24 protein-coding genes are annotated in these 25,931 nt (G+C 73.0%); 9 read left to right on the top strand and 15 right to left on the bottom strand.

All coding sequences use genetic code 11. From position 1 onward, the window contains the following. Positions 1–21 precede the first annotated feature (21 nt). A complete protein-coding gene (locus ACFZB9_RS29680) occupies positions 22–978 on the bottom strand; it encodes a sortase (protein WP_391452239.1) in 957 nt (318 codons plus the stop codon). Beyond that, on the bottom strand, positions 975–2,945 hold the full coding sequence (locus ACFZB9_RS29675; protein ID WP_391452237.1) for a substrate-binding domain-containing protein: 1,971 nt from the start codon (positions 2,943–2,945) through the stop codon (positions 975–977). Before ACFZB9_RS29675 ends, ACFZB9_RS29680 begins: the two co-directional genes overlap by 4 nt. Between ACFZB9_RS29675 and ACFZB9_RS29670 the strand changes: the two genes are divergently transcribed. Beyond that, entirely contained in the window at positions 2,925–3,113 is a 189-nt protein-coding gene (locus ACFZB9_RS29670; RefSeq protein ID WP_391452235.1) for a pentapeptide repeat-containing protein, read from the top strand. The genes ACFZB9_RS29675 and ACFZB9_RS29670 overlap by 21 nt on opposite strands. On the opposite strand, the gene pstA is transcribed toward ACFZB9_RS29670, so the two are convergent. The 8 genes from pstA to ACFZB9_RS29630 form a co-directional block, all read right to left on the bottom strand. Further along, the gene (gene pstA, locus ACFZB9_RS29665; protein ID WP_391452233.1) at positions 3,071–4,240 is read right to left on the bottom strand and encodes a phosphate ABC transporter permease PstA; all 1,170 of its coding nucleotides are present in this window, start codon (positions 4,238–4,240) and stop codon (positions 3,071–3,073) included. The two genes, ACFZB9_RS29670 and pstA, sit on opposite strands and share 43 nt — an antisense overlap. 65 nt (positions 4,241–4,305) lie before the next feature. Beyond that, positions 4,306–5,331, bottom strand: coding sequence for a phosphate ABC transporter permease subunit PstC (gene pstC, locus ACFZB9_RS29660; RefSeq protein ID WP_391452231.1), 1,026 nt, complete (start codon positions 5,329–5,331; stop codon positions 4,306–4,308). Between the two features lie 117 nt (positions 5,332–5,448). After that, the gene (locus ACFZB9_RS29655) at positions 5,449–8,169 is read right to left on the bottom strand and encodes a hypothetical protein (RefSeq protein WP_391452229.1); all 2,721 of its coding nucleotides are present in this window, start codon (positions 8,167–8,169) and stop codon (positions 5,449–5,451) included. Positions 8,170–8,368: 199 nt separating this feature from the next. After that, the gene (locus tag ACFZB9_RS29650) at positions 8,369–8,980 is read right to left on the bottom strand and encodes a hypothetical protein (protein ID WP_391452227.1); all 612 of its coding nucleotides are present in this window, start codon (positions 8,978–8,980) and stop codon (positions 8,369–8,371) included. A gap of 127 nt (positions 8,981–9,107) precedes the next feature. Beyond that, positions 9,108–10,166 (bottom strand): substrate-binding domain-containing protein, encoded by a 1,059-nt coding sequence (locus ACFZB9_RS29645; protein ID WP_391452226.1) that lies wholly within the window; start codon positions 10,164–10,166, stop codon positions 9,108–9,110. Between the two features lie 305 nt (positions 10,167–10,471). After that, positions 10,472–10,882 (bottom strand): hypothetical protein, encoded by a 411-nt coding sequence (locus tag ACFZB9_RS29640; RefSeq protein WP_391452224.1) that lies wholly within the window; start codon positions 10,880–10,882, stop codon positions 10,472–10,474. Beyond that, a complete protein-coding gene (locus tag ACFZB9_RS29635) occupies positions 10,875–11,291 on the bottom strand; it encodes a YegP family protein (RefSeq protein WP_391452222.1) in 417 nt (138 codons plus the stop codon). Before ACFZB9_RS29635 ends, ACFZB9_RS29640 begins: the two co-directional genes overlap by 8 nt. 336 nt (positions 11,292–11,627) lie before the next feature. Next, positions 11,628–12,089 carry a DUF3224 domain-containing protein gene (locus ACFZB9_RS29630; RefSeq protein WP_391452220.1) on the bottom strand — a complete coding sequence of 154 codons (462 nt, stop codon included), beginning with the start codon at positions 12,087–12,089 and terminating at the stop codon, positions 11,628–11,630. A 95-nt stretch (positions 12,090–12,184) separates the two neighbouring features. Here ACFZB9_RS29630 and ACFZB9_RS29625 point away from each other — a divergent pair, with 95 nt between their 5' ends. Then, positions 12,185–13,234, top strand: coding sequence for a helix-turn-helix transcriptional regulator (locus ACFZB9_RS29625; RefSeq protein ID WP_391452218.1), 1,050 nt, complete (start codon positions 12,185–12,187; stop codon positions 13,232–13,234). On the opposite strand, the gene ACFZB9_RS29620 is transcribed toward ACFZB9_RS29625, so the two are convergent. After that, a complete protein-coding gene (locus ACFZB9_RS29620) occupies positions 13,221–14,144 on the bottom strand; it encodes an MBL fold metallo-hydrolase (RefSeq protein ID WP_391452216.1) in 924 nt (307 codons plus the stop codon). The genes ACFZB9_RS29625 and ACFZB9_RS29620 overlap by 14 nt on opposite strands. 141 nt (positions 14,145–14,285) lie before the next feature. Here ACFZB9_RS29620 and ACFZB9_RS29615 point away from each other — a divergent pair, with 141 nt between their 5' ends. The 3 genes from ACFZB9_RS29615 (at position 14,286) to ACFZB9_RS29605 (ending at position 16,978) form a co-directional block, all read left to right on the top strand. After that, positions 14,286–15,278, top strand: coding sequence for an AraC family transcriptional regulator (locus tag ACFZB9_RS29615; protein WP_391452214.1), 993 nt, complete (start codon positions 14,286–14,288; stop codon positions 15,276–15,278). 111 nt (positions 15,279–15,389) lie between these two features. After that, positions 15,390–15,857, top strand: coding sequence for a GntR family transcriptional regulator (locus ACFZB9_RS29610; protein WP_391452212.1), 468 nt, complete (start codon positions 15,390–15,392; stop codon positions 15,855–15,857). Beyond that, the gene (locus ACFZB9_RS29605) at positions 15,854–16,978 is read left to right on the top strand and encodes a DUF1648 domain-containing protein (protein WP_391452210.1); all 1,125 of its coding nucleotides are present in this window, start codon (positions 15,854–15,856) and stop codon (positions 16,976–16,978) included. Before ACFZB9_RS29610 ends, ACFZB9_RS29605 begins: the two co-directional genes overlap by 4 nt. Before the next feature lie 98 nt (positions 16,979–17,076). Here ACFZB9_RS29605 and ACFZB9_RS29600 read toward each other — a convergent pair whose 3' ends face one another. Then, positions 17,077–17,631, bottom strand: a complete 555-nt coding sequence (locus tag ACFZB9_RS29600; protein ID WP_391452208.1) for a MarR family winged helix-turn-helix transcriptional regulator — start codon at positions 17,629–17,631, stop codon at positions 17,077–17,079. Between the two features lie 101 nt (positions 17,632–17,732). Here ACFZB9_RS29600 and ACFZB9_RS29595 point away from each other — a divergent pair, with 101 nt between their 5' ends. Next, positions 17,733–18,287, top strand: a complete 555-nt coding sequence (locus ACFZB9_RS29595; protein ID WP_391452206.1) for a carboxymuconolactone decarboxylase family protein — start codon at positions 17,733–17,735, stop codon at positions 18,285–18,287. Positions 18,288–18,300: 13 nt separating this feature from the next. On the opposite strand, the gene ACFZB9_RS29590 is transcribed toward ACFZB9_RS29595, so the two are convergent. Then, positions 18,301–19,653 (bottom strand): M14 family zinc carboxypeptidase, encoded by a 1,353-nt coding sequence (locus tag ACFZB9_RS29590; RefSeq protein WP_391452204.1) that lies wholly within the window; start codon positions 19,651–19,653, stop codon positions 18,301–18,303. Between the two features lie 142 nt (positions 19,654–19,795). Then, positions 19,796–21,589: a GAF domain-containing protein gene (locus tag ACFZB9_RS29585; RefSeq protein WP_391452202.1), complete on the bottom strand. Its 1,794-nt coding sequence runs from the start codon at positions 21,587–21,589 to the stop codon at positions 19,796–19,798. A gap of 105 nt (positions 21,590–21,694) precedes the next feature. Here ACFZB9_RS29585 and ACFZB9_RS29580 point away from each other — a divergent pair, with 105 nt between their 5' ends. Continuing rightward, on the top strand, positions 21,695–22,111 hold the full coding sequence (locus ACFZB9_RS29580; protein ID WP_391452200.1) for a hypothetical protein: 417 nt from the start codon (positions 21,695–21,697) through the stop codon (positions 22,109–22,111). A 162-nt stretch (positions 22,112–22,273) separates the two neighbouring features. Then, the gene (locus tag ACFZB9_RS29575) at positions 22,274–22,831 is read left to right on the top strand and encodes a GNAT family N-acetyltransferase (protein WP_391452460.1); all 558 of its coding nucleotides are present in this window, start codon (positions 22,274–22,276) and stop codon (positions 22,829–22,831) included. Between the two features lie 355 nt (positions 22,832–23,186). Here ACFZB9_RS29575 and ACFZB9_RS29570 read toward each other — a convergent pair whose 3' ends face one another. Continuing rightward, complete coding sequence (locus ACFZB9_RS29570; RefSeq protein WP_391452198.1) at positions 23,187–24,086, bottom strand: terpene synthase family protein; 900 nt, start codon at positions 24,084–24,086, stop codon at positions 23,187–23,189. 453 nt (positions 24,087–24,539) lie between these two features. Here ACFZB9_RS29570 and ACFZB9_RS29565 point away from each other — a divergent pair, with 453 nt between their 5' ends. Next, a complete protein-coding gene (locus ACFZB9_RS29565; protein WP_391452195.1) occupies positions 24,540–25,922 on the top strand; it encodes a Tat pathway signal protein in 1,383 nt (460 codons plus the stop codon). The last annotated feature ends 9 nt before the right edge of the window (positions 25,923–25,931 follow it).

Below are 25,931 nucleotides of genomic sequence, written 5' to 3'. Positions count from 1 at the left end.
GCAGATCAGTAGGGCGGCGGATCAGTAGAGGTTGGGCAGCAGGGCGGCGGCGTTTTCGTAGCAGGCCCAGAGCAGCGCGGCGAGCACCGGTACGAAGGTCAGATAGGCCGCCCGCCGGTGCCAGGAGCGCACCGCCAGGGTGGCCAGCAGCACCGCCCCCAGCAGCGCGGCGCCCCAGAGCTGGAAGGCGGCCAGCGCCCCGGTGTCCTGGGCCAGCGCGTGGTCCGCGGCCGCCATCGCGGGGCGGCCCTTGGGGTTGGGCTGCGGGTCGCCGTCGAGGCGGGCCCCGACCTGCACGGTGCCGGTCGGGATCCAGCCGGAGTCGCTGGTGGTGAGCACCATCCGGTCGGGGGCGGCATCGCTCACCGGGTGCCCGCCGTCGCCGTAGGCATTGACGGTGTAGGTGAACTGGCCCTGCCCGGTGGAGACGAAGATCTGGTCCCCGGCCCGCAGTTCGGACAGCCGCCCGAAGGGCGAGCCGAACGAGGCGCCGCGCCCGAACAGCACGCTCACCCCCGCCTGGCCCGGCAGCGCGGTGTCCCGGCGGTGGCCGGGGCCGCGCATCAGGTCGCGTCCGGTGGTGCCCTCCACCACCACGGCGTGCCGCAGCCCGATCTTCGGGATGTCGACGATCGCCACCGGCGCGCCGTCCGGCGCCGTGCCGACCGGGGCGGTGGCCTGGGCGAGCTGGTAGCGGAAGGTCTGGTAGGCCGCCGCCTGGTAGTGCATCTCCTGCAACGGGGAGAGCGCGGCCAGGTAGACGGCGAAGCCGAGCAGCAGGGCGGCGAGCAGGGTGCCCGCCCAGGCCGCCTGGAGCAGCCGGCGCCGCGCGGGCGAGGGCCCGGCGGCCGGCGGCGGCTGGGCGCCACCGGCCGGCGGGACGATCGGCTCCAGCACCACGGTGTCGTCCGTGGCGCCGATGGCCGCGGCCGCGGGGGCCAGGGCCGGCCCGGCGGACGGCGCGCCGGCCGGGCTCATCGCGGGCCCCCGGTGGAGCCGGCCGAGCGGCGCCGGCGCAGCCAGCCGCCGAGGAACGGCGGGACGGCCACCACGGCGAGCAGTTCGACGGCGGTGATGGTGGTCAGCGCCCAGTTCTGCGGCCGGCCACCGACGTTGACCACGCTCGCCGCCACATCGCTCGCACCACCGCTGCCACCGTCCGGCACCACCTCGCCCGTCTGCGGGTCGATGGTGGTCCCGCCGCCGGAGCCACCGCCGGCGCCGGTGCCGGCCGCACCGCCGCTCGTACCGCCGGCGCCGCCCGCACCGCCGGAGCCGCCGCCGGTCCCGCCGGTGCCGGATCCCCCGGTCCCGCCGGTACCGCCGGTACCGCCCTTGGCGCCGCCGGTGCCCGAACCGGGCTTCCCGGTCGCACCGTTGCCGCGGCCGGCCGCACCGCCGCTCGTACCGCCGGCGCCAGCCGTACCGCCGCCGGCGCCGCCACCGCCCGCGCCACCCGCACCGCCGTTGCCGCCGCCGGAGCCGCCCGAACCACCGGATCCGCCCGAGCTGCCCGAACCGCCGGTACCCGAACCGGTCGGCGTCCCCGTGGGGTTGTTCGGGTCACAGCCGAGCGGGGCGCCCTGGTGGTCGCACTCGCTCGGCATCGGGGCGTTGGTCAGAATGGTCAGCTGGCCCGAGGAGTCGAAGGTCGGGTTGGGGCAGTTGCTCAGCGTGTTGGGATCGACGTTGCCGCTGTACCCGGGGATGTGGGTGACCTGGAGCAGCCCGCCGCGCACCAGCCCGCGCGGGATCGGGGAGTAGCCGATCGAGTCGATGCCGCTGCTGCCGGTCGCCTGGCCGCCGCAGAGCACGTAGTCCAGGTACTGGCTCAGCGCGGCGCCCTTGGCGTCGTTGAAGCGCGGCGGTGGCGGCTGGGCGGCCCCGGCCCGCGGCACGATCACGTAGCTGTAGCTGGAGATCGGGTACGAGCGCTTGTCGGGGTTGCTGTAGACACCGTCCAGGTCCTGCTGCAGGAAGTTCGGGTCGGTCGACGGGGTGTTGTCGTCGACGCCGCGGATCTTGGCGGCGGTCAGCGCGACCGCCACGTTGGAGGCGGTGGGCAGCGTGTAGTACCCGGCCGGGTTGAGCACCTTGACCACCGGCCAGCCGCTGGTCAGCGCGAAGGCGTACTCGTCGTAGCCGATCGCGCCGGTGTCGGCGGGCTGCTCGATGTAGTGGGCCACCTGGTCCGAGCCGTTCTGCGCGATCATGCGGCCGGAGGGCGGGAAGAACTCGGTGTAGTCGCCGCAGCCGACCTGGTTCACGCCCTGGCAGTACTGGTCCCACTGCGCCTGGTGGGTGTGCTCCATCCAGCGGGAGAACTGCGCGGTGGCACCGGAGCCGTCGGAGCGGATCACCGGGGTGACCTGGATGTGCGGCAGCGTCTTGGGGTAGGACGCCTTGATCTTCGGGTCGTCCCACCAGGTGATCTTCCCGGTGAAGATGTCCACGATGTTGTCCGGGGACAGCCGCAGGTCGGTGATCTGCTTGCCGCCGATCGACAGGTTGTACATGAAGGCGGTGCCGCCGGCGGTGATCGGCACATAGGAGTAGCCGTAGGTCGGGTTCTCCGCGTTGCCGACGCCGGCCCCGTGCTGGTCCTGCGAGGCGCCGTTGTCGCTGGCGGTGCGGAACGGGACGTCGGAGGCGGTGAAGTCGTCCTGGCCGTTCTCCCACTGCTGGCGGCCCGCCGCCGAGCCGTTCGGGTTGAAGTTGAGGTTGATGCCCTGGTTGGCGACGTCGGTGCGCCACTTCTCGATGGCCGGCCCCGCCCAGCTCGAACCGTCGGCGTTCAGCGTGGTGCTCGCGAAGGCGGTACCGCTCTGGCCGAGCAGCAGCGCGAGGACGGTCAGCAAGAAGGAGAGCAGCAGGGCCGGCGTCCGGCCGGCCCCTCGACGGGCGCCCGGCGCGCGGGCGGGGCGGTGAGCGGTGGCCCACGGCATGGCGGTTCCTCCGGTACGGAAGGCAGCGGCTGTTCTGACGCCGCGTCTGTTCGCTGGGCGTCTTTTCAGGGGGCGTCTTTTCAGGGGGCGTCTTTTCAGGGGGCGTCTTTTCAGGGGGCGTCTGTTCATCGGGCGGTCGCCGCCTGGCGGGCGATCCGGCGGCGCTGACGGCGGCTCAGGTCGCCCGGGCGCCGGCCGCCGATCAGCCGGGCGGTGACGAAGAGGACCAGCACCACGACCATCAGGGTGAGTCCGGCGGCGAAGCCGCGCGCCACCATGGTCGGGTAGGGCTGGCGGACGTAGGTCCAGATGAAGAGCGGCAGGCTCATCTGGTGGCCGGCGAACGGGTTGCCGTTGAATCCGGCGGTGACGCCCGAGGTGAGCAGCACCGGCGAGGTCTCGCCGACCCCGCGCGCCATGCCGAGGATGACCGCGGTGGCCAGGCCCGGCCGGGCGGTGGGCAGCACCACGTTCCACACCGTGCGCCACTGGCTGCCGCCGAGCGCGTAGGAGGCCTCCCGCAGGGTGCCGGGGACCAGCCGGATCACCACCTCGGCGGCCCGGGTGACGATCGGCATCATCATCACGGTGAGCGCCAGCGAGGCCGCGAATCCGCTGGGCTCCAGGCCGAAGGTGAGGATCACCACGCCGAGCACGAACAGGCCCGCGACGATGGACGGCAGCGCGGTCATCGCCTCCACCAGGGTGCGCACCGGACGCGCGGTGCGCCCGCCGACCTCGGACATGAAGACGGCCGCCGCGATCCCCAGCGGCACCGCGAAGAGCGTGGCCAGGCCCAGCTGTTCGAGCGTGCCGACCACCGCGTGCAGCGCGCCGCCCGAGTTGATCGTGGAGGTCGCCGAGGTGCGGTTCATGGTCTGGGTGAGGAAGTTGCCGTGTTCGACCGCGGGCAGGCCGCGCAGGGTGAGGAAGCCGAGCTGCTCGACGATCAGGAAGGCCAGCAGCAGCCCGGAGCTCCAGGCGACCAGGGTGACCAGCCGCTCGCGGACCATCAGCCGGGGCCACTGCAGCACGCCGAGCGCGTAGCTGAAGCCCAGGAAGAGCAGGTACCAGAGGATCAGGAAGCCCTGCGCCCCGCTGAACGGCAGCAGCCGCTCGTAGAGCAGCCAGTCGAGTGCGAGCGAGCCGGCCAGGGCGGCGAACAGGGTGCCGACCTCGGCGCGGGTGACCCCGCCGAGCTTGCGGCGGCGTTCGGGCGTCGCAGGTGCCGCGACCGGCGCGGTGGCCGGCGCGGGGTCGGGCGCGGAGGTCCCGGTGAGCTGGACGGTGGTCACGGGTGGCGAGCCTTTCTCGGTGCGCGGTTCGGTGTGGTCCGTCGCCGCTGGATGGGTCACCGCGGTCAGTCCGCCGTCGAGGCGCCGGAGCGCGAGCGGGAGACCACGATGCCCGCCAGCACGTTGACCACCAGGGTGAGCGCGAAGAGCACCAGGCCGGCCGCCATCAGCGCGGAGAGCGAGATCCCGTCGGACTCGCTGAAGCGCAGCGCGATCAGCGCCGAGATCGAGTTGGCACCCGCCTCCAGGACGTGGCCGGTGATCTTGAACGCCGGGGAGATGATCAGGGCGACCGCGATGGTCTCCCCCATCGCCCGCCCGAAGCCCAGCATCACCGCGCCGATCACCCCGCCGCGGCCGAACGGCAGCACCACCGAGCGGACCATGCCCCAGCGGGTGCTGCCCAGCGCGTAGGCGCCCTCCCGCTCGCCCTGCGGGGCCTGCGAGAAGACCTCACGGCTGAGCGAGGTGATGATCGGAATGATCATCAGCGCCACCACCAGGCCCGCGATGAAGGTCGAGGAGGTGTAGGAGGTGCCGATGTCGCCGGTGCGCACCTTGAGGAAGGGCAGCACGCCGCCCAGGTGCAGCGCCATCCAGCGGACCATGCCCAGGATCCGCGGCTGGAGGAAGAAGAACCCCCACAGGCCGTAGATGATGCTGGGCACGGCCGCCATCAGGTCGACCATGGTGGTCAGCGGGCGGCGCAGCCGCACCGGCGCGTACTCGGCGATGAACAGCGCCGCCGTCAGCGAGACGGGCACCGCGAAGACCAGCGCGACCACGGCGATCAGCACACCGTCCGGCAGCACGGCCGCGATGCCGAAGACGTGCGCGGCCGGGCTCCACTTCTGGGTGGTCAGGAAGGACCAGCCGGTGGCCCGGAACGCGTCGCTGCCGCGGATCAGCAGGAAGGCGGCGATCAGCCCCATGATCGCGAAGACCGAGTAGCCGGCCAGCCGCAGCACGATCCGGAAGACCAGGTCGCCGCGGGTGGCGGGCGCGGTGATCACGCGCGGGCGGTCGGACTCGGGGGAGGCGGCCGGGGGCGGGGTGGCCGGCGGTGGCGGGAAGGGCGGTGCGGTGGTCATGGCGGGTCTGTCTCTCCGACTCCGAAGGGATGGGCGGCCCCCGGCCAGCCGGGGAGGGTCGGTCTTGGGGCCGGTCGGCCGGCCCCCGTGACGCGGGGGCCGACCGGCCGCACGGGCTCAGGCCGACGGGCCACCGCGGCCGGTACCGCCCCGCAGCCTGGCGACCACCCGGGCGCCGGCCGGCGTCCCGCCGAGGACCAGCGCGGCCGGGCCGCCGACCAGCAGCACCGCGCCGGTGATCAGCACCACGGGCAGCAGCACCCGGGCCACCCCGGCCCGGTCGGGCGCCGGGGTGCCGATCACCGCCACCGGGGCGGTGGCGGGCGAGGTGGTGCTCGGGCCGGGCGAGGCCGCGGGCGACGGGGAGCCGGTGGGACCGCTGGTCCCGGCCGGCGGGGTCGCGCCGGAGCCGCTGTCACCGCCGGTGCCCGAACCGCCGCCGGAGCCCAGGCCCTGCGGGCCGGTGCCCGGGCCCGTCAGGCCCTGGCCCGAGACGGGCTCGGCGGGCGGGACGGCGAGGCCTCCCGAGGAGCCCGAGCCGCCGGAGGTGTCCGGCTGGGTGCCCGCAACCGGCGCGGTCGGCCGGTCGCCGGTGGACACCGGGGTGCTGGTCGGCTGGGTGCTCGCGGGCGGGGTCGCCGGGGTGGTGGCGGGCGGGGTGGTCGGCGGCGGGGTCGGCTTCGTCTGCGTGCCGGGCAGGGTGCTGTCCTGGGCGGCGACGTGCTGGACGGCGTCCTGCGCGAAGCCCTCCTGAGCGGGTGTCAGATCCGCGTAGCCGGGGCCGAGCCGACCCGGCGCGCTGCCGTAGAGCTGGCCGCCGCCGAGGTCCGTGACCTGCTGGAGGAACTGCGAGACCGCGGTCGCCTTGGCGGTGCTCAGGCCGGAGGTCGGGGCCATCGCGTACTGCACCATGGTCAGCGGGTAGGCGTTCGCGTCGCCCGCGTAGCCCGTTCCCGGGACGCCGTACGGCAGTTGCTGGGTGTAGGTCTTCGGGTCCACCGGCATGTCGTTGACGGCCGCCTGCAGGGAACCGATCGAGGGCGCCACGAAGGAGCCCTTCGGGTTGAGCAGTTGGGCCTCGGGGAGGCTGTAGGACTCGGCGTCGGCGCTGTCGATGATGCCGATCAGCTGGCGCTGGCCGACGAACGGGGCCGGGCAGTGCGGGTTCGAGCCGGTGCCGTCCTTGAGGACCAGCAGACAGGTCGGCTGGTCCGACAGGAGGTGCCGCACGGTGTCCGTGAGCCCGCTGAGCACCGGCGACCACTCGTACTGCTTCATGTGGTTGTCCGCACTGGCCGGCGGCGGGGTGACGTAGCCGGTACTGTCCTGCGGGATCAGCGTGTCGACCGGGTAACCGGAGAAGGCGGAACGCTGGTAGTAGGGGTCGACGTGCATGCCCCACGGGTCGGGCGAGCCCTGCAGGAAGGCGGCCGCGTCGGGGTCGGCGGCGATCCAGCTGGTGAGCTGGTAGACCATGTCGGTCGAGTTGCCGACCACGATCGGCAGGCTCTGCGGGTTGCTGGTGTCACAGGCGGGCCACTGGAGCGGGGCGATCGAGCTCGCCGGGTTGAGCGCCAGGAACTCCGGGTCCTCGAAGATGCAGCGCGGGTTGCCGGTCACCGAGGCCGGCGCGAAGCCGGCCGGGGACTGCGAGTAGGACTGGGTCAGCTCCTTGGCCAACAACCGTGCGTTCAGCCGTAGTTGTCTGATCTGCCGGCCGGTGGACGGGTCGTCCACCTCGAAGACCACCGAGAGGGCGGAGTTGGCGAGCGGCACGTAGACGTAGGGCCGGGGCGCCGCGGCGGTGTCGGGGCGGGAGGTCAGCGCCACTTCGGCGCCGCCACCACCGAGGAAGGTCTGCCGCGCCTGCGGCTCGCCCTGGGAGGTGTAGCCCGCGTAGATCGGTGACGCGGCCAGGCAGGCACCCGCCCGCCACTGCTGGATCGCGCGCTCGGCCATCGGCAGGCCGGCGGTGGCGAAGTCCGCGCTCGCGGCCTTGCAGCTGTCGGCGGTCGGCGCGAAGGAGAGCGGCACGACGGTCCGCTCGTTCCAGGCGCACCCCTCGCCCGAGGCGTTCTTGTTCACGTAGTTCTGGCTGAACAGTTCCGAGTCGGTGGCCAGGTCGAGGCCGCTCACCGTGTCGTAGGTGTGCACGTCGCAGTGGAGCGCGCCGGTCTTGTCGTGGCCCAGGTAGGCGGTGAAACCACGGCTGTCACCGCCGTAGTTGGGCTCCACCACGATCGAGCAGGGGTGGCCGGCGTCGCAGCCGAGCGAGGGGCTCTGCTGCGAGGTCCAGGTCTCGATGTCCGCCGCCCCCGTGCCGTCCGCCCCGGTCACCCCCATCACCATGTTCGTGGGCAGGTCGGGCGTGGTCGTGCCGGCCGGGCGTCCGGGCTGCTGGAAGCCCTGCGTCGGGCTGCCGTAGAGGGTCGAGCCGTAGCAGTCCGTCACCTGCGGGTCGGTCCCGCGGCACTCGTAGACGCGCACCGCGTAGCGCACCGTGCTGCTGCGCGGCTGGACGGTGGTGGCCGGCGCGCCGTTGGCGGTGTAGACGCTGGGGGTGAACCCCTTCCAGGACACGTGGACGACCTGGTCGGTCAGATTGCCGGCCGTGGCCACGGTCACGCTGCCGTTCGGCCCGTAGGTCCCCTTGGCCGGCTGCCAGAGCGCCGGGCCCTGCACGGTCACCGGGCCCGAGTCCGCCTGAGCCGACTGGACGGTGCCCAGGCTCAGCGGCAGCACCGCGAGCAGGGCGAGGACCGCCCAGGCGACGGTGGTGGACAGCCAGGCTCTGGCCCACCACCCGAGCCCTCTCGGGCTTCGGTCTCGGACTCTCATGAGGGAACCTCCGGCAGTGCACGGTGCGGGCGTGCGACGAGTACGGGGCCTGCGATGGGTACTGGCATGCGATGGGTACTGGCATGCGAATGGACCCACGGATTCCCGTGAGTCCATTCGCCCATGGGCATATGACGCTTGATGGCCCGTCAGGTGTACGAGGCCCCAACCGGGCCCCGATGGCAGGGGTTCGCGGCAGTCAGCTGCCCGCGGTGAAGGTGAGCACGCCGGTGCCCGCGTGCTGGCGGGCGGTGAAGAAGGTGGTGCCGAGGTTGCTGTCCGCGTAGCTCGCGCCCTGGGCGTCGATCTCCAGGTCGCTGGAGGTCAGGGTCTGGGTGCCGCCCGCGGCCGTGATGACCGGGCGGGCCGGGTCGAGCAGCTTGACCGGGGTGGTCTGGCCCAGCGGCACGCCGGTGACCGCCCACTGGCCCGCGTTGAAGGTCAGGTTGTTGAAGATGACGGTGTGGCCGTTGGTGACGTTCACCAGCAGCAGCCCGCCGCCGAGCTGGACGGTGCCGTAGAACCCGTTGAAGTTCGCCGCGCCGCCGGTCACCGGGAAGGTGGCGGAGAAACCGGTGGTGGTGCTGAAGCCGGGGGTCGCGTTCGGCAGCGCGATGGCGATGATGCCGTTCGAGGCGGCGTTCTGCAGGAAGGTGTTGTCCTCCTGGACCGCCAGGCTGCCCGACGGGGCGCTGACGGCCGGGGCCGCGGCGGCCTCGTCGGCGGCCAGCGCGCTGCCGCTCAGACCGGTGACGGCCAGGGCGGCGGTGAGGACGGCGGCGGCGGCGATTCTGACACTGGTGCGGCGCATCGGTGATCTCCTTCGTGCACGGGCGTTGGGCCGGGAGCGGACCGGCGGCCAGGGGAGGTTCCCCTGGCCGCCGGGTGTGGCGCGGTACGACTACCGGTCGAGCGGATGGATCAGTCGAGCGGATGGATCAGGAGTGGGTCACGGCGCCGCAGGCGAACAGCGGCAGGGCCTGGAAGCCGTAGCTGGCGATGTCGGCCGCGGCGGTCGAGCTGGAGCAGATCCAGCCGGTGCCGCCGAAGATGTTCTGCAGCGCGGTGGAGAGGGTGCCGGTGCCGTTGAGCTCCGAGTCACGCAGCACGTTGTAGACGGTGCGGCCGTAGTTGGTGGCCGTGAAGGCCGGGTTCAGCGCGTTGCTGGCGATCGGGTTGGTGCCGTCCACGCTGCGCAGGGACAGGTAGCCGGGGGCGTCGGTGGTGGTGGTGTGGCCGCCCACGGTCTGGCCGATGTAGTGCGCGGCGGAGTACGGGAAGACGGCGTTGACGTCGTTGAACACCGCGTCGGTGCCCTCGTTCTCCTCCGGGGTGTAGGCCTTCACGCAGGAGCCGGGGGTGACCGCGGTGCCGCCGCCGATGGCCTGCAGGAAGAACGCCCGGGTGCCGGAGTTGACCTGCGGGATGTAGGCGTCGATCGCGGCGTTCGGGCCGGTGTAGCCGGAGACGTCGGTGATCTGGTTCCAGTTGGTGATGGAGCAGGTGTAGATGCCGTTCAGGTCGGCCGTGCTCAGGTTGGCCGGCGCGTTGCCGCCGGTCTTGCCCGCCCAGGAGACGGCGTCACGGGCGAAGGCCACGAAGTCGTCGGTGCTCGGGTCGGTCGACTGCGGGGCGCGGGAGGAACGGGCGAAGTTCACCGTGGCGCTGGTGTTGTTGTTCAGCGCGGTGATGCCGGCGCCGGAGCCGTTCGGGCGGGCGATGCTGGTGGCACCGGTCTTGGTGGTGATGTTGCCGGCCGGCGTGGCGTCGTAGCTGTACAGGCGCGGCGAGGTGGTGTCACCGGCGGCGGTCAGCGAGGCGTTGTAGTCGGTCGAGAACTGGCCAAGCACGGCCTGGATGGTGTCCGAGCCCACGCCCACGATGTCCTGGGCGGCCGGGGTGACGGTCGGGTCGGCGCTGGCCTGGCCGGCGGCGACGGTGGCCAGGGAGGTGGCGATCGCGGCGGCGGCGAAGAGCTTGGCGGCAGTGTGACGCATGGTGCTTTCCTCCGGTGGGAGAGGCAGGCATGACGTGTCCGGGTCCGGGGTCGGACCCGGTTGCCAGGGGCCGCTGTCGCATTGGCCCCTCTCGGCGGGACCGATCCTGTCCAGTCGGCAGCGGCGCCGGAAGCGTCGTCCTGTGCCGCTCAAGTGCCGGTAAACTTCTGGGTTTTGTCGACTTGGTGGTTTAACCGCAGGCCCCGAGCGTGACCCGGAGACGGTCACCCGGGGGCGGTGCGGGCCGAGACGGTCCGACGTTCTTCTCGCGGTGGCGATTCGGGTCGCAACTGGCAACCTGGCGGTCACCAGGGCCACCGGCCCTCGCTGCCCACGGTGCGCAACTCGCGTTCCAGCGCGTTCAGTCCGGCCCGGAAGCTCTCCACGCCCTGACGGCACTGGTCACGCCGCAGATAGCCGCGGGCGCTGCGGGCGATCGGCTCCTCGGCGACCGGGCCGGGGCGGGTGGTACGCGGCGGGAGGTAGGCCGACCAGCACCAGGCGCGCGAGCGGTCCTGCACGAAGGCGTACCGCAGCGAGGCCCGCTCGATCAGCAACTCGCGCAGCGCGGCCGCGAGTTCGGACTCGGAGCGGTAGAGGCGGGCGGATCTGGCAAGCTGCCGTCCGTTGCCCGCGGCGAGGGTCCAGCCGACGAGTCGGCCCGCGCCCTGCACGGCGAGCAGGCGCGGGCCGCGTCCGGCGGGGCGTTCAGGCATCGCCGCCGGATCTCGGCGGTCTCAGCGGTCCGGGCTGGTCGGCGCCGGCGTGGGGGGAGCGCTCCCGCGCCACGGCCGGCGGGCCCGGCGGGTGGCCCGGCACCTGGCGTTCCAGCAGCGCGGTGAACCGGCGGAACGCGTTCTGGCAGGTCGCGTAGCGCTCGTAGGCCCGGCTGGAGCGCGCCTCCGGCACCCCGCGCGGGCCCGGGACCACCCAGATCCAGCCGATCCCGTCGCGGACATGGGTGATCCGGGCGGTCAGCTCCGCCGCGTCCCCCCGTAACGCGGCAAAGGCCCGGTCCGCCTCCTGCGGCGACTCGTGCACCATGGCGGAGACGGCCACGATCCGGCCGTTCGGCGCCTTCAGCTGCCACTGGTAACGGCCGTTCGCCGCACGCTCGATCTGCAATCCGCCCCGGACCGCGTCCGACCCGGACCGCCCGCCACCAGCTTGGCCCACCCGGCCCACCCGCCCCGTCCCTGGCGCCCCGCGGCCCCGCGCGATGGCGAGGACACGTGGGCGTCACGTAGAGATCCCGTGCTCGGCACCCGATCGGCGCAACCGTATGTGTGCGGAACTGGACACGGATAGAGCGGATGCCTGTTCGGCAGCTCTATTGGCCGGGAAGTTCTCCCCCGTTAATCTTCGCCGCGCCCAGGACCGTGCGGGAGCCGCACGGGAACTGCCGGGAGTGGGACAACTTCCCTATGGGTCAGGCGAACTGAGCCCGTGTGCGGTGGATCGTCAGCCGAGGCCGTGGTACTCGAAAGTGTAGGAGACCGCCGACTCCCCGGGCACGGTGACGAAGGAGCCGCTCCCCCGCAGCCCGGCCAGCGCGCCGGTACCCGAATCCGGCACCACCTCGAAGGCGCAGCGCACGCTGCCGTCCTCATGAAAGGTGCCGCGCTGCTCGACCACGAAAGCGCCGGTGCGGCCGTCGAGCCGGCCCGTCAGCAGTTCGAGGCCGTTGAAGGCGCCGGTCTTCTCGGTGGCGTAGCAGAGGGTGTACTCGCAGACGGTGGCGGCCGCCTCGATGCCGCCGGTGAACTCGTTGGTGACCCGCGCCCGGGCCAGCCGCGGGCTCGCGTCGGCGGCGCCGCTGGGGTGCTCCTGCCAGTCGGCGGAGGTGAAACGGCCGGTGGTGATCGTGATCGTGGTGGGAGTGGTGGAAGTGGTGGGAGTGGTGGTGGTGGTGCTGTCGGTCATGACGGTCCTCTCGGTGGGGTTGCCCGCACCACCCTGGCGGGCATACCTGCCACCTTCTGTCAGGTATGCCCGCCAGGTTCCGGCAGGATGGCCGGATGCGCGCCGACCGCCTTCTCGCCCTGTTGCTCCTGCTGCAGAACCGCGGCCGGCTGACCGCCGCGACACTGGCCGCCGAGCTGGAGGTGTCGGTCCGGACCGTCTACCGCGACGTCGAGGCTCTCGGCGCGGCCGGCGTCCCGGTGATCACCGAGCGCGGCCCGGCCGGCGGCTACCGCCTGCTGGAGGGCTACCGCACCCGGCTGACCGGGCTGACCGACGCCGAGGCCGGCTCGCTCTTCCTGGCCGGCGCCCCCGGACCCGCCCGTGACCTGGGGCTCGGGGCCGCGCTCACCGCCGCCCAGCTCAAGCTCCAGGCGGCCCTGCCGGAGCCGGCGGCGGCGCGGGCCCGGCGGATCCAGGACCGGTTCCACCTGGATGCCCCGGGCTGGTTCCGGGACGCCGAGCAGGTGCCGTGGCTGGGGGATCTCGCCCAGGCGGTCTGGGAGCAGCAGGTGGTGCGCTGCCACTACCGGCGCTGGGGCGGGGAGGTGCGGCGCGAGCTGCGGGCGCTGGGGCTCGTGCTCAAGGGCGGGATCTGGTACCTGGTCGCGCTCGCGGAGCCGGACGGGGCGGAGGGAGCGGACCAGGCGGAGGGAGCGGAGGCGGCGGACGGTGGCGAGCGGCGCGGCCCGCGCACCTACCGGGTGTCGCGCTTCCTGGCCGTGGAGCCGACCGGCCGGGGCTTCGAGCGCCCGGCGGGCTTCGAGCTGGCCGCGTACTGGACGGCCGCCGCCGACCGGCTGACCGCCATGCTCCACCAGGGGACGGCCGAGCTGCGACTCTCCCCGCGCGCGGCCCAGTTGCTGCCGGCCCGCTTCGGTGCCGTCGGCGCGCGGGCGCTGGCACAGGCCGCGGCGCCCGGGCCGGACGGCTGGATCCGGCTCACCCTCCCGGTGGAGTCGCCGGCCATCGCGGTCGGCGACCTGCTCCACTTCGGCTCGGAGGCCGAGGTGGTGGGCCCGCCGGAGCTGCGGGCGGCGCTGGCCGCGGAGGTGGCCGCGCTCGCCGCCCGCTACCTGCCCCAGGACTCGCTCACCGCCAGCTAGCGATCCCGAAACCGCTGCCCTCGCGCTGCACTTCGCAGATCCCCGAGCCGCCGAAGTGCGCCGGGATCACCAGCTCCCGCTGGTCGGCGGCGCGGCTGAGCACCTGCCGCCGGGTGACCGCCGACTGCTCGGGCTCCAGGCAGAACCCGCTGCTGTGCTCGGGCGCCAGGATCTGCACCGGGCTGTGCACCAGGTCGCCGACGAAGACCGCGCGGTCGCCGCCGGAGGCCAGCCGCAGCACCGAGGAGCCCGGGGTGTGGCCGGGGGCCGGCTCCAGGGTCAGGTTCCCGTCGATCCGGTAGCCGTCCGTCCAGAGCTCCGCGAGCCCGGCCTCGTACACCGGGGCGATGCTGTCGGCGAAGAGCTGTGCCTCGTTCGCCCGGCGCAGCCGCTCGCGCTCGCCGTGCGGCGCCGGCCGCTCGTGCTGCCGGGCCGGGTCGAGGTGGGCGAAATCGGCAGCCGGGAAGAGGTAGCGGGCGTTGGGGAAGGCGGGCACCCAACGTCCGTCCTGCTCAACGGTGTTCCAGCCGACGTGGTCGGTGTGCAGGTGGGTGTTGACCACCACGTCGACCTCCTCGGGCCGCACCCCGGCGAGCGCGAGCCGGTCCAGGAAGTCGGTGTCCCAGTTCTCGAAGTGCGGCGCGGAGGGGCGGTGGCGACCGTTGCCCACCCCGGTGTCGACCAGGATCGTGCGACCCTCGCTGCGCAGCACCCAGGTCTGCACGGCGCCCACCCAGACGTCCTGCTCCGGCCGCCAGAAGTCGGGGGCCAGCCAGTCCCGGTTCTCCTGCCAGAGCTCGCGCGGACCGGTGGGCAGCAGATCGCCGGGCGCGCCGAAGCCGGCCTGACGCTCGATCACCCGGCTCATCCCGACCTCGCCCAGGGTGATCCGCTGCGTGCTCTGCTGCATGATCTCGTCGCTCCTCGCTTGTCCCCGTCGCCTGCGGGACCAGCCTAGAGATCATCGGGTGAGCGTCTCAATGCTCAATCAGCTCATCTGGATACGCGATCGACTCACCACGACCACCCCGCAGTGGCTACCCTGGCCCGCATGGATGTGCTCAGCGACGCGATCTCGGCCGTCCGGGTCGGCCGGCCCATCGCCCGGCGGGTCACCCTGGGCGGCACCTGGTGCGGCCGGCTGGCGGGGTACGAGGGCGCCGGGTTCCACACCGTGCTGCGCGGCAGCTGCTGGCTGCTGCCGGACGACGGCAGCGCGCCGGTGGTCCTCGGCCCGGGCGACACCGTCCTGCTGCCGCACGGCACCGGCCATGTGCTGGCCGATGCGCCGGCCGGGCGCCACGCGCTGGAACGGGCCGTCCTGTTCGACGATTTGCTCGCCGACCCGCCGGCGCTGACGGCTCCCGACGCACCGGCCCCCAACCCGCCGGCCTCCGACGCGCCGGGGGCGGTCGAGCTGCTGTGCGGCAAGTACCGCCTGGACCACAGCAATCCGCATCCGCTGCTGGCCGAACTGCCCTCGGTGGTCCGGCTGCCCGACCGGCCCGGCCGGCATCCCGAACTCCGCGCCGCCATCGAGCTGTTGGCCCGCGAGGTGGGCACCGGCGCACCCGGCGCCGGGGTCACCGTACCGGCGCTGCTGGACCTACTGCTGGCCTACCTGGTCCGGGCCCACCTGGCCGACCAGCGGGAGGCGGCCCCGGATCCGGCGGACGGCACGGGGAAACCGCTCCCCGGCTGGCCCGCCGCGCTGGCCGACCCGGTGGTGGCCGCGGCCCTGCACGCCCTGCACGAGGCCCCCGACCGCCCCTGGAGCAATGAGCAGCTCGCGGCCAGCGCCGGGGTCTCCCGAGCCACCCTGGCCCGCCGGTTCACCGCCCTGGTGGGCCGGCCGCCGATGGCCTACCTGGGCTGGTGGCGGATGACCAGGGCGGCCGCCCTGCTGCGCGACACCCGGGCGCCGATCGAGACCATCGCCCGCCAGGTCGGCTACGGCTCCCCCTATGCCCTCTCGCACGCCTTCACCCGGACCTTCGGCACCACCCCGGGCCGCTACCGGGCCCGGGCACAGGCCGAGTCGTAGGTCCGCCGCCCGTCGGTCCGCCGCTCGTCGGTCCATTGCTCGTAGGGCGTTGCGGGCGCGCGCCCATTGTTCTATAAGTAATAGAGCAGACAGACAGGAACGGGAGACACCGTGATCCTCACCCTCGACCTGACCGGCGAGGTCCCGATCTACCAGCAGATCCGGGACCAGGTGGTGGCGGCCATCGCCACCGGCACCCTGGTGGCGGGCAGCCCGCTGCCCGCCACCCGCCAGCTCGCAGCCGATCTGGGGATCAACTTCCACACCGTCAACAAGGCCTATGACCTGCTGCGCCAGGAGGGCCTGCTGATCCTCAACCGCAGGACCGGCGCGGTCGTCCACCGCGATCCCGGCTCCGGCCCGCCGTCCGCCGAGTTCACCGAGCAGTGGCGGCTGCGGCTGCACACACTGCTCGCCGAGGCGGTGGCACAGGGCCTGGACGGCCCCGCCGCGCTGGCCGCCTGCGCGACGACGCTGCGCGACTTCGGCCTGGCCGTCCCACCCGTCCCGTCCGTCCTGCCGGTCCCGCCCGCACCTGTCGCAGGCACACCCGTACCAGAGTTGGGAGATTCGGTATGAGCACCACCGTTGTCCTGTTGCTGGCCGCCGTCGGGCTGCTGCTCCTGGGCGGAGCCTGGCTGATGCCCTCGTTGACCCTGACGACGCTGCCGTTCGGCGTGCGCGTCCCGAGCGAGCGGGCCGAGGCACCGGTGGTCGGCGAACAGCGGCGGGCCTACCGGTGGTGGGTGGCCCTGGCGGGCGGCGCGGTGCTGGTGGCCGGGACCACCTGGGGGCTGGCCGGCGGCGCGGCGGCGGCCCTGCCGGTGACGCTGGTCGCGCTGCTCGCCGTCCAACTGGCCGGCTACCTGCGCGCACACGGGGCGATCGCCGCGGTCAAGCGGCGCGAGGGGTGGTTCGACGGGCTGCGCCAGGGCGTGGCCGCCGACACCTCGCTGCGCACCGACCCCGCGCACTTCCCCTGGCTCTGGTCGCTGCCCGCCGTCCTGCTGACCCTCGGCACGGCGGTGGCCGGCGCGCTGCGCTACCCGTCGATGCCCGCCCAACTGGCCATGCACTTCAACGGTTCGGGACGGGCGGACCGGCTGGTGGCCAAGTCGGTGGGCAGCGCCTTCGCGCTGGTCATCGCGCAGCTGGTGCTGACCCTGATCCTGCTGCTGGTCTGCTGGGGCACCTTCCGGGCCCGGCCCGACCTGGACCCGGCGCGGGTGAAGGTGACGGCCGACCAGCACCGGCGCTTCCTGGCGCGGATGGCCCGCAGCCTGATGGTGCTGACCTTCGGCGCAGACCTGACCATCGCCCTGGGCGCCTGGCGGATCTGGGACGGCGCGCGCACCCTGTCGCCGCTGCTGCTGATGCTGCCGATGGTGCTCGGGCTGGCCGTGCTCCTGGTGGTGGCGCTCAGCAGCGGCCAGCACGGCAGCCGGATCCCGGTCGCCGATCCGGCGGGTGTCGCAGGTTCCGCGGGTTCAGCTGGCAAGGCGCCGGTGGTGGTGCACCGGGACGACGACCGGTACTGGCGCCTCGGCGGCCTCTTCTACGTCAACCGCGCGGACTCCGCCGCCTTCGTGCCCAGGCGCTTCGGCATCGGCTGGACGCTCAACCTGGGCAGCCCGTACGGGATCCTCTTCCTCGCACTGACCGTCGCGCTCGCGGTCGGGCTGCCGCTGATCACCGCCTGAGGCGCCCTGCTCCGGGCCGGGCCGGGCCGGGCCGGGCCGGGCCGGAGCAGCGCCAGGACCACGGCCGGCACCACGGCGACGACCGGCGCCCCGGCCGGTCAGGAGCCGAACCAGCCCGCCACGTCCAGCCGGAAGAACTCCGGCGACGCCATGGTCCGCAGGTCCTGCTCCAGGGCGCGCACCCGGCCCTCGCCCAGCTCGGCCGCCCAGCGGCCGCGCAGGTCCTCGAAGACGGCGGCCGAGCGGGCCAGCACGTCCAGGCCGCCCGGGGTGAGCCGGACCAGCTTGCGCCGGGCGTCGGCCGGGTCGTCGACGCGCTCCGCGTAGCCGAGCGCCTCCAGCCGGTCGATGGTCTTGCCGGCCGCCTGCTTGGAGACGCCCAGCCGCCGCCCCACCTCGCTCGCGCTCGCACCCCGCACGCCGATGGCCTGCAGCGCGAAGCCGTGCGCCGGACGCACCTGCGGGTGGCCCTGGCGGGCCAGTTCGGCGTGCAGCTCGTCGATGATCGAACGGAAGCCGGCGAAGAGCAGCAGCGGCAGCTCGAAGCCGTAGCCGGCCCGCTCGGTCGCATCGCCGCCCGCACCACCGGCGCCGCCCGCGCCGCCCGCGCTGCCCGCGCCACCGTCCGCCCCGCCGTTTGCGTGCTCAGCCATCGCTTCTCACTCCGCCCTTGCCAAGATAGACAACCTGGTTTACGTTTTTAGTCAACCACGTTGTCCATTTTACGGCGCACGAACGAGGAGACCGATCCATCATGTCCCGAGAGCACTTCTTCCCCGCCCACACCCCGGAGACCGCCCCGGCCGCCGCCCGGCCCGCCATGGCCGCGACCACCAGCCACCTCGGCTACCTGCCCGCCCCGGTCCGCAAGATGGCCGAGTCCCCCGAGGTGCTCACCGGCTTCCTGGAGCTCAACAAGCGCTTCGAGACCAGCACCCTGGACCCGCTCGCCCGCGAGGTACTCGTCCTCACCATCGCCACCCGCAACGCCTGCCACGTCTGCGTCGCCATGCACACCGGCCGACTGACCGGCATGGGCGCCGACCAGGCACTGATCACCGCCCTGCGCGCGGGCGCCCCGCTGGAGGAGCCCCGGCTGGAGGCGGTCCGGCTCTTCACCCTGGAGATCCTGGCCACCTCGGGCGCCGCCTCCCCCGAGGCACTGGAGGCCTTCCTCGCCCACGGCTACACCGCACGCAACGCCCTGGAGGTGGTGCTCGGCATCGGCACCTACACCCTCTCCACCTTCGCCAACCGGCTCACCGACGCCGAACTGGACGAGCAGCTGGTCCCGTTCGCCTGGGCCTAGCAGCAGCCGTGACCTAAGTACCTTGTGGGTGCTGCCCGTCGAGCATCACCATCGCCAGCACGGTGCGCACCTGCTGCTCCACCTGACGGGCGACCGGGACCCAGGTGCTCGGGAACACCCGCTGGTACTCCGCGCACCAGTCGTCGAGCAGGCCGTCCAGCCGCGCCGCCACCGCGGGCAGCCCGGGGGCGGCACTGTCGGGGGCGACGCTGTCGGGGCCGGCGCCACCAGCGGTCCCAAGGGCGCGGCGCACCAGGGACGCGGCCCGCAACGGGATCCGGTGCGCCCACAACTCCACGGCGGCCAGCCGCCCGTGGGTCATCGCCGGCAGCGGCGCCGACAGGCCGGCGACCCGTGGATCCCACTCGTCGGCCAGCTCCGAGCAGCAGGACAGCGTGCTGCGCGCGGCGCGGACGAAGGGGCTGCCGTCGAGCCCGCCCCGCGCCACCACCTCGGCCAGGCGCTCCGCCACCAGTGCGCCACGCGACCGCAGTTGGTCCGCTGCCACGGCCAGGCGGGCACTCGGGTCCGGCAGCGGTGTGGTGTCGGCCAGGCGCTCGCAGGCCCAGGTCGGCACCTCCAGGATCACGGTGGCACCGCCGTAACGCTGCGGCGCGTGCCAAGTGGTGGTGCGCAGCTCCTTGCTGCTGGCCACGGCCACATCGACGTCGCTGCCCGGCGGCATGAGGAACACGCCGGGGGCGGGGCTGGGCCAGTAGTAGGCGTCGTAAGGTCCGGTCTCCACCGGAATCCCCAGGTCGCGCGCTGCCGCTCCGAACGCCTGGGCGAGGCCGGGCAGTTCGGCCGTGCTCTCGACGAAGGTGCCGCCGACGTCGGTGCCGTGCAGCGAGAACTGCAGGAACGGCCTCAGCTCGGCGATCAGTTGGAGCAGTGCCCGGCTCTCGGGCAGCTCCGGCGTGAGCTGGGCGGCCCACTCCGGCTGCTCGTCGGCGGCCGGCCGGTAGTAGCGGCGGAAGTAGTCGCGCTGCGAGCGCGGATCCCCTTCGGCCCCGGCTGCCAGGGCGGCGCTGTCCGGATCCAGGCAGAGCAGGAAGTGCCAGGAGACGGCGGTCCGCAGTGCGGGCTCCGCCAGTGCCCGGCGGGCGAGTTCGAGCACGGTGGCCCCGCCGACCGCCTCGTTGGCGTGCGCCCCGGCGACGATCAGCAGGCCGCGCGCCGCCCGGCCGATCGACAGCAGGTGCAGGGGGCGGCCGGCCCGCGAGGTGCCGACGATACGGAGCCCGCACAGGCCCGGGTGCCGGGCGGCCAGGCCGCGCGCCGCACCGAGCACCTCGTCAGGGGTGGGATAGCGGTCCCCGGCCGCGATCGCGGCGGGGCCATCGGCTGCGGTATCGGTGAACACCACGCGCACCTCCGTGAGTTGATCGACCATCGATCCGACTCACCCTCGCACCGCTCCCGCAGGCTCACAACCGTGCCCACAGCCGGGTTCACAACCGTCCTCACCGCCGGGCCCAGCACCGGGCACACAACCGGCCGCCGGGGGCTCACAACCTGGCCGACCAACGCGCCCGGGTGCCACGGCGGTTCGGGCCCGGCTCGTGCCAGGCGTCGCCGCCCAGGTGCTCGGCACGGCGGCGCAGATTGGCCAGGCCGCTGCGCCGCCCGCCCTCGGGGATCCCGACGCCGTCGTCGGTGACGGTCAGCAGCACGCCCGGGCGGCCCGCGCGGTCCGGGACCTCGGGGTCGCCGGAGACGGGGTGGCCCTGGTCGTCCAGGTGGACGGTGGCGTCCAGCTCGACGCCGACCCGCGAGGCGCGCGCGTGGCGTGCCGTGTTGGAGAGCATCTCCCTCAGCGCGGCCAGGAGTTGGCGCGCGGTCGCATCACTGACCAGGTTCTCCACCGGCCCCGTGAAGGTGATCGACGGCTTGAAGCCGAGCGCGGCCGCAGCCTGGCTGCCCTCGCGCAGCACCCGGGTGCGCAGGGTGTCCGGCTCCTCGCCGTGGTCGTCGTGCTGGAGGGCGTAAATGGTGGTGCGGACCTCCTGGATGGTGGCGTCCAGTTCGTCCACCGCATGCCCGAGCCGGTCCACCACCTCGGGCACCTGCGCCTTGCGGGCCGCGCTCTCCAGCATCATCCCGGTGGCGAAGAGCCGCTGGATCACCAGATCGTGCAGGTCCCGGGCGATCCGGTCGCGATCCTGGAAGACCGCCAGCCGCTGCTGGTCCCGCTGCCCCTCCGCGAGGCGCAGCGCGAGCGCGGCCTGGGAGGCGAAGGTGGCCGCGAGCTCCTTCTCGCTCTGGCTGAACGACCGCGCACCACGCCCGCGCCAGACCACCAGCCCGCCCAGCACCCGCCCTGCCGCGACCATCGGCAGCGCCATCGAGGGGCCGTAGCCGCGGGCCAGGCGCATCACCAGCTTCGGATCCTTCGACATGTCGTCGATGAAGATGCTCTCCCCGTCACGCAGCCTGGCCGCATACCCCGACCCCGGCACCAGCTCGCCGACCACGTACTCGGCGTCCGCGCCGGAGGCGTGCGAGACCCGCATGCTGCCGTCACTGGTCGGCAGCATGATCATCCCGAGTTCGGCGTCGGCCAGCTCGCGCACCTGCTCGGCCGCCACCGACAGCGCCGAGTGCGCCTCGTCGGTGGAGAGCAGCGCGGTGGTCACGGCCGCGGCCCCCGCGATCCACCGCTCCCGGCGCCGGCCCGCCTCGTACAGTCGGGCGTTCTCGATCGCCACCCCGGCGGCCACCGCCAGCGCGCGCACCACCTGGGCGTCCTCGGACGTGAACCCGCCACCGTCGCGCTTCTCGGTCAGATAGAGATTGCCGAACAGCTCGCCACGCACCCGGATCGGCTCCCCCAGGAAGGAGCGCATCGGCGGATGGTGCGGCGGAAACCCGGCCGACCGCGGGTCCTGGCTCAGATCGTCGAGCAGCAGCGGCTCGGGATGGTCGATCAGCACCCCGAGGATCCCCCGCCCCTGCGGCAGGTCACCGATCTCGGCAGCCGTCGCGTCGTCGATGCCCACGTGGATGAAGTCGCTCAGCCCCTGCCCGAGCGGCGAGATCACGCCGAGCGCCGCATACCGCGCGTCCACCAGCTCGGCGGCCCCCGCCGCGATCCGCTCCAGCGTCGCATGCAGATCCAGGCCCGCCCCGACCGAGACCACCGCCTCCAGCAGCCGCTGCATCCGGTCCGCCGCCACCTGCAACCGCTCGGCCACCTCGGTCACCAGCGCATCCAGGCCGAGCGAGGAGATCTCGGGCACGCGATGGGGGGTCGCTTCGGTGACGGGGACGGCGGTGGCGTCGGGCTCGGGGGTGCTCGGCATGCTTCGAGCGTAGGCGGTGGGCAGCGGAAGCGACGGGAGGAACTCAGCGTCACCACGGGCCACCACAGAGCGTGACTCGCCCCTCCCGGTGCCGTTAAGCAGATCATGAACACTCGACGCATCACGACCGCCCTGGCCACCCTGGTCGGCGCCGCCCTCCTCTCGGCGGCCGTACCCACGGCCGGCTACGCCGCGGTGGCCGGCTCGACCCCGGCGGCCACCGCCGGCACCCGCGCCCTGGCAGAGACCCGGAACCCGAAGACGATCAAGCCCGCCGACTACAACCAGGCCCGGAGCATCCTGGCCAACGCCGGAAGCCAGACGGCAGCCAAGTCACACCCCGTCCACGGCAAGGACGACGTACCGGTCAACTACGGAACGAACCTGCTCACCGCGGCCCGCGACGAGTTCCGCCAGGCCGACCGGGGCCTGCCGGCCAAGGACAAGAAGTCCGACATGTCGATCCCGCACTACAACGCCGTCCACTCCGCCGCGAAGGCCATGGGCATCGATCGGTGGTGACCGCGTAGGCGCCACCGCTCGAAGGGCCCCTCGCACCGGCGAGCCACGACCACGCGTCATGGCTCGCCTTCACCATTGCCCTCACCATTGCCCTCACCATTGCCCTCACCATTGCCCTCACCATCGGAGCCCGTCATCAGCAGCCCTGACCCGGTCCTCTGGATCGGCACCGACACCTGCGCGCTCGGCCCCTACCGCGCCGACCTCGTCGAGACCTACTGGCGCTGGGAGCAGGACCCGGCCCTACTGGTCGGCTACGGCCGCCAGAGCCCGGAATCCCTGGAGGCGCGCACCGAGGGCATGGCGCACCAACTCCGGGGCGGGAACCTCCGCTTCACCGTCTACGACCTGAGCACCGGCGAGCCCGTCCCCGTCGGCGTCACCACCCTGCTGCCCGACCACGCCGTGCGGACCGCCGAGTACGTGGTCATGCTCGCCCCCGAAGCCCGCGGCCACGGCCTCGGCACCCAGGCCACCCGCCTCACCCTCGACTACGCCTTCCACATCACCAACCTGCGCATGGTCTGGCTCAAGGTCCTCGCCCCGAACAGGCCCGCCATCCGCGCCTACCAGAACGCCGGCTTTCGCGCCGCCGGCACCCTCCGCGAGGCCGGCTACTGGCTCGGCCAGATCTGCGACGAGGTCGTCATGGACGCCCTGCCCGCCGACTTCACCGGCCCCTCCGTGATCACCCCACTGCTGCCGCCCGGAGTTGAGTAGGAGTACTCAGGCCCGCCGCCCGATTCGCGAGCACCCTTGACCCATGGACAACCACCCCTGGGGCCAGGGCACCCTCGCCGGCCGCCGAGCCCGCATGACGACCGCGGCCTCACACCTGTCGCTCCCGCCTCGCTGGTGGCTGCCCGTCGGGCGAACGGCCCTCTGGGCAGCCGCGGCCGCCCTCGGCGCCCTACTGGCAGGCGCCGTGCTGCTCGGGGTCTCGGGACTCTGGATCTTCATTGGTTGGATGTACGTCGGCGACTGAGCGAAGCGCCGAAGCCGGCTGCCGGGTCGAGCCGTCGGCCGAGGGTGCGCAGCTCGGCGTGCGGCGTGTCGGGCTGGGTGAGCGGCGTGTTCATCCCAGGGCCTGCAGGGCCTGCGGGGCGGCGAGCGCGTAGCGGGTGCTGGTGGTGGTCCAGGTGGTCAGGGCGTGGCGGAAGCGGTCGAGGGCGCGGGCGAAGTGGCGGGTGGCGGTGGCGAGTTCGTCGTCGCGGACGGCGGTGCAGAGCCACCAGAAGCGGCGCTCCTCGGCGTCGAGCAGCGCCCGTACGTGTTCGTGGGCCTGGGTCGGGGGCAGTGGGTGGCTGGCGCGCAGGGCGTCGACGGCGGTGAAGGTGTCGGTGCTGTCGGCGGCGAGGTCGTTGGCCAGGCAGCCGATGGTCGAGAAGCTGTGCAGCAGGGACTGCACCAGGGCATCGTTCCAGTCGGGCGTGACGCACCGCCCGGCGAGTTCGCACCACATGGCGGCGAGCAGCATCCCGCCGTCGGTCGGACGGATCGTCAGGTACTGGCGCAGGGTGGGCGTGCGGTGCGGCTGGACGAAATCGAGCAGCTTGGCGGAGGCCGCGTGGACCCACTCCTCCAGGTGCGTCAGATACCGCTGCCACCAGAGGGCGGGCATCACCGCGCGGGTGTCCGCCGCCAGATCGGCGAGCGCATGCACAGCGGGGTGATCGCCAGCCCCGGGCCGGGCACTGCCACCGGCGACCAGGAGCAGGGTGAGCGTGAACTCACCCACCACCTGCGGGGATTCGTCCAGCAGCTCCCCATCGAAGGCATCGTCGACGATCCACGTCCACAACGCCCACCGGGTAGCGAGGTCCAGCTCGGCCCCGGAGGCGGTCGGCCACCCGGCCAGGCAGAGGTCAACGTACCCGTGCGCGAGGTAGCCAGCCGGGTCGGGATGGAGGCCGTACTGCGTGAGGAAAGTGGCGGCTGAGACGTAGAGGTCGGTGTGGCGGGCATCGGTCCCCATCAGGCCAGCCCCCCGACATGCTCAGGGCACGCCGACACAGCCCACACCAGACCGTCGACCGCCAAGTGCCCGGCCGACAGCAGGGGCGGCTCAGCGGAGCCGCACCGGACACAGGCACGCTCATGGAGCTGTGCATAGGAGAGGTGGGAGTTCACGGGCATCGGCCCAGCGGCGGGCTGCGGCACGGGCGGCTCGGGTTCCCGCAGTGTGGAGGCGCCGTTGCGGCTCCACGGGTGCGGGGTTCGATCGGCAGTGGTCATCGGTCTCTCCGGCTTCACGAATTGACGCGGTCCCCCGCAGCCGGCCGCTTCACAATCTGGATGACCCTGCGCCGGCTCCCACACGCGCCGAGTGGGCATGTCAGATAGTGAACCGCCCGACGGCTACCAGGAGTACCGTATTGGCCACGCAATGCGGTTTAAGCGGTTTAACGGCCAGTCAGGCAGGTGGGCGTTGGCGTCGGCGAGAGAACCGAACGAGAAGCTGCGCGCGGTCATTGACGAGACCAGGCTCTCCGGCGATGCGATCGCGCGTCTGATCAAGCGCGTGGCCGCCGAGCACGGCGAGTTCCCGGAAACGAACAAGTCGAGCATCACCCATTGGAAGAACGGTGGCCAGCCGGCCGGGAACGTCGGCCTCTTCCTGGCCGAAGCGCTGGGCCGCGCACTGGGAGGCCGGGTCGTCACGCCGGAAGAGATCGGACTGGTCGCCACCTCAACCCGAACTCCCGTCTGGGACGCCGATACGCTGAGCGCGCTGGCCGAACTCGGGAGAGCCGACGTGGACGTGGAACGCAGGCGGGCGCTGGGGACGGCGGTCTACTCGGTGGCCGCCCTCTCGCTACCTGGCGATGACTGGTGGCGTCGGATGTCCGAACGGGGCAGCACACGCGGCTCAGCCTCGTCGGTACGGATCGGCCCAGGCGACCTCGCAGCCGTCCGTGACATGACCACCCTGTTCTCCCAGGTCGACCAGCGCCGTGGCGGTGACCACGCCTGGACGTCCGTGGTGCAGTACCTGTCGACCGATGTCACCGCCTACCTGCGGGGCAGCTTCACTGATGAACGGCTGCGGCGTGCCCTCTTCTCATCGGCCGGCGAACTCACCTACCTGGCCGGCTGGATGGCTTTCGACAGTGGTCGGCACGCGACCGCACAACGGTACTTCACCGAGGCCCTGAAACTCGCGGCCGAGGCCGGTGATCCACCAATGGCCGGCCACGTGCTGCGCGCGATGGCGCACCAGGCGATCGACCTCGGGCATCACCGGCAAGCCCTGGATCTGGCCGCCGCGTCCGTCGACGGCGACCGGTACACGCTCGCCTCGCCTCGTGAGCGTGCCCTCCTTGGTGTCGTCCACGCCCGGAGCCTGGCCGCAGCCGGGCGCAAGAACGCCGCCACCAAAGCGCTGCTGAGGGCAGAGGCCGACCTGTCCGCCGCCGACGAAGGCATCATGGAACCGGACCGGGTGTTCTTCTTCGGCGAGGCCAGCCTGGCTCACGAGACCGCATGTGCTCTGCGCGACATAGGGGATCTGGACGGCTCCGTGCGCGAGTTCCACCACAGCGTCCGCACCCGCAGGGCAACGAGTTTCACCCGCACCCACGCGGTGACCCTGGGGTACCTCGGTTCCGTGTACGCGCAGATGAACAACATCGACCAGGCCTGTGCCAGTTGGTCGCAGGCGCTCGATGCCATGGACGGAGTCCGGTCGGGCCGCACCCGGCAGGCCGCCACCAGCATGCGCACCCTGCTCTCCCCCTACCGGCGACGCGGCAGCTCGGCTGTCGGCGAGATCGACGCACGTGCCGCCGCGTACCTGTCCGAAACAGTCTGACGAGGAGTC

The organism is Kitasatospora sp. NPDC008050, from assembly GCF_042957465.1.
In the GTDB taxonomy this organism is placed as follows: Bacteria; Actinomycetota; Actinomycetes; order Streptomycetales; family Streptomycetaceae; genus Kitasatospora.
The sequence above is the reverse complement of the archived record's forward strand: the minus strand, read 5'-3'. Positions and strand labels throughout refer to the sequence as shown.

Excerpts from the sequence above, each read along its gene's own strand:
- ACFZB9_RS29585 (WP_391452202.1), bottom strand. The coding sequence starts at position 21,589 with ATGCCGAGCACCCCCGAGCCCGACGCCACCGCCGTCCCCGTCACCGAA.
- ACFZB9_RS29595 (WP_391452206.1), top strand. The coding sequence starts at position 17,733 with ATGTCCCGAGAGCACTTCTTCCCCGCCCACACCCCGGAGACCGCCCCG.
- ACFZB9_RS29615 (WP_391452214.1), top strand. The coding sequence starts at position 14,286 with ATGGATGTGCTCAGCGACGCGATCTCGGCCGTCCGGGTCGGCCGGCCC.
- ACFZB9_RS29620 (WP_391452216.1), bottom strand. The coding sequence starts at position 14,144 with ATGCAGCAGAGCACGCAGCGGATCACCCTGGGCGAGGTCGGGATGAGC.
- ACFZB9_RS29675 (WP_391452237.1), bottom strand. The coding sequence starts at position 2,945 with ATGCCGTGGGCCACCGCTCACCGCCCCGCCCGCGCGCCGGGCGCCCGT.
- ACFZB9_RS29655 (WP_391452229.1), bottom strand. The coding sequence starts at position 8,169 with ATGAGAGTCCGAGACCGAAGCCCGAGAGGGCTCGGGTGGTGGGCCAGA.
- ACFZB9_RS29570 (WP_391452198.1), bottom strand. The coding sequence starts at position 24,086 with ATGGGGACCGATGCCCGCCACACCGACCTCTACGTCTCAGCCGCCACT.
- ACFZB9_RS29625 (WP_391452218.1), top strand. The coding sequence starts at position 12,185 with ATGCGCGCCGACCGCCTTCTCGCCCTGTTGCTCCTGCTGCAGAACCGC.
- ACFZB9_RS29605 (WP_391452210.1), top strand. The coding sequence starts at position 15,854 with ATGAGCACCACCGTTGTCCTGTTGCTGGCCGCCGTCGGGCTGCTGCTC.
- ACFZB9_RS29600 (WP_391452208.1), bottom strand. The coding sequence starts at position 17,631 with ATGGCTGAGCACGCAAACGGCGGGGCGGACGGTGGCGCGGGCAGCGCG.
- ACFZB9_RS29650 (WP_391452227.1), bottom strand. The coding sequence starts at position 8,980 with ATGCGCCGCACCAGTGTCAGAATCGCCGCCGCCGCCGTCCTCACCGCC.
- ACFZB9_RS29680 (WP_391452239.1), bottom strand. The coding sequence starts at position 978 with ATGAGCCCGGCCGGCGCGCCGTCCGCCGGGCCGGCCCTGGCCCCCGCG.
- ACFZB9_RS29640 (WP_391452224.1), bottom strand. The coding sequence starts at position 10,882 with ATGCCTGAACGCCCCGCCGGACGCGGCCCGCGCCTGCTCGCCGTGCAG.
- ACFZB9_RS29580 (WP_391452200.1), top strand. The coding sequence starts at position 21,695 with ATGAACACTCGACGCATCACGACCGCCCTGGCCACCCTGGTCGGCGCC.
- pstC (WP_391452231.1), bottom strand. The coding sequence starts at position 5,331 with ATGACCACCGCACCGCCCTTCCCGCCACCGCCGGCCACCCCGCCCCCG.
- ACFZB9_RS29630 (WP_391452220.1), bottom strand. The coding sequence starts at position 12,089 with ATGACCGACAGCACCACCACCACCACTCCCACCACTTCCACCACTCCC.
- ACFZB9_RS29645 (WP_391452226.1), bottom strand. The coding sequence starts at position 10,166 with ATGCGTCACACTGCCGCCAAGCTCTTCGCCGCCGCCGCGATCGCCACC.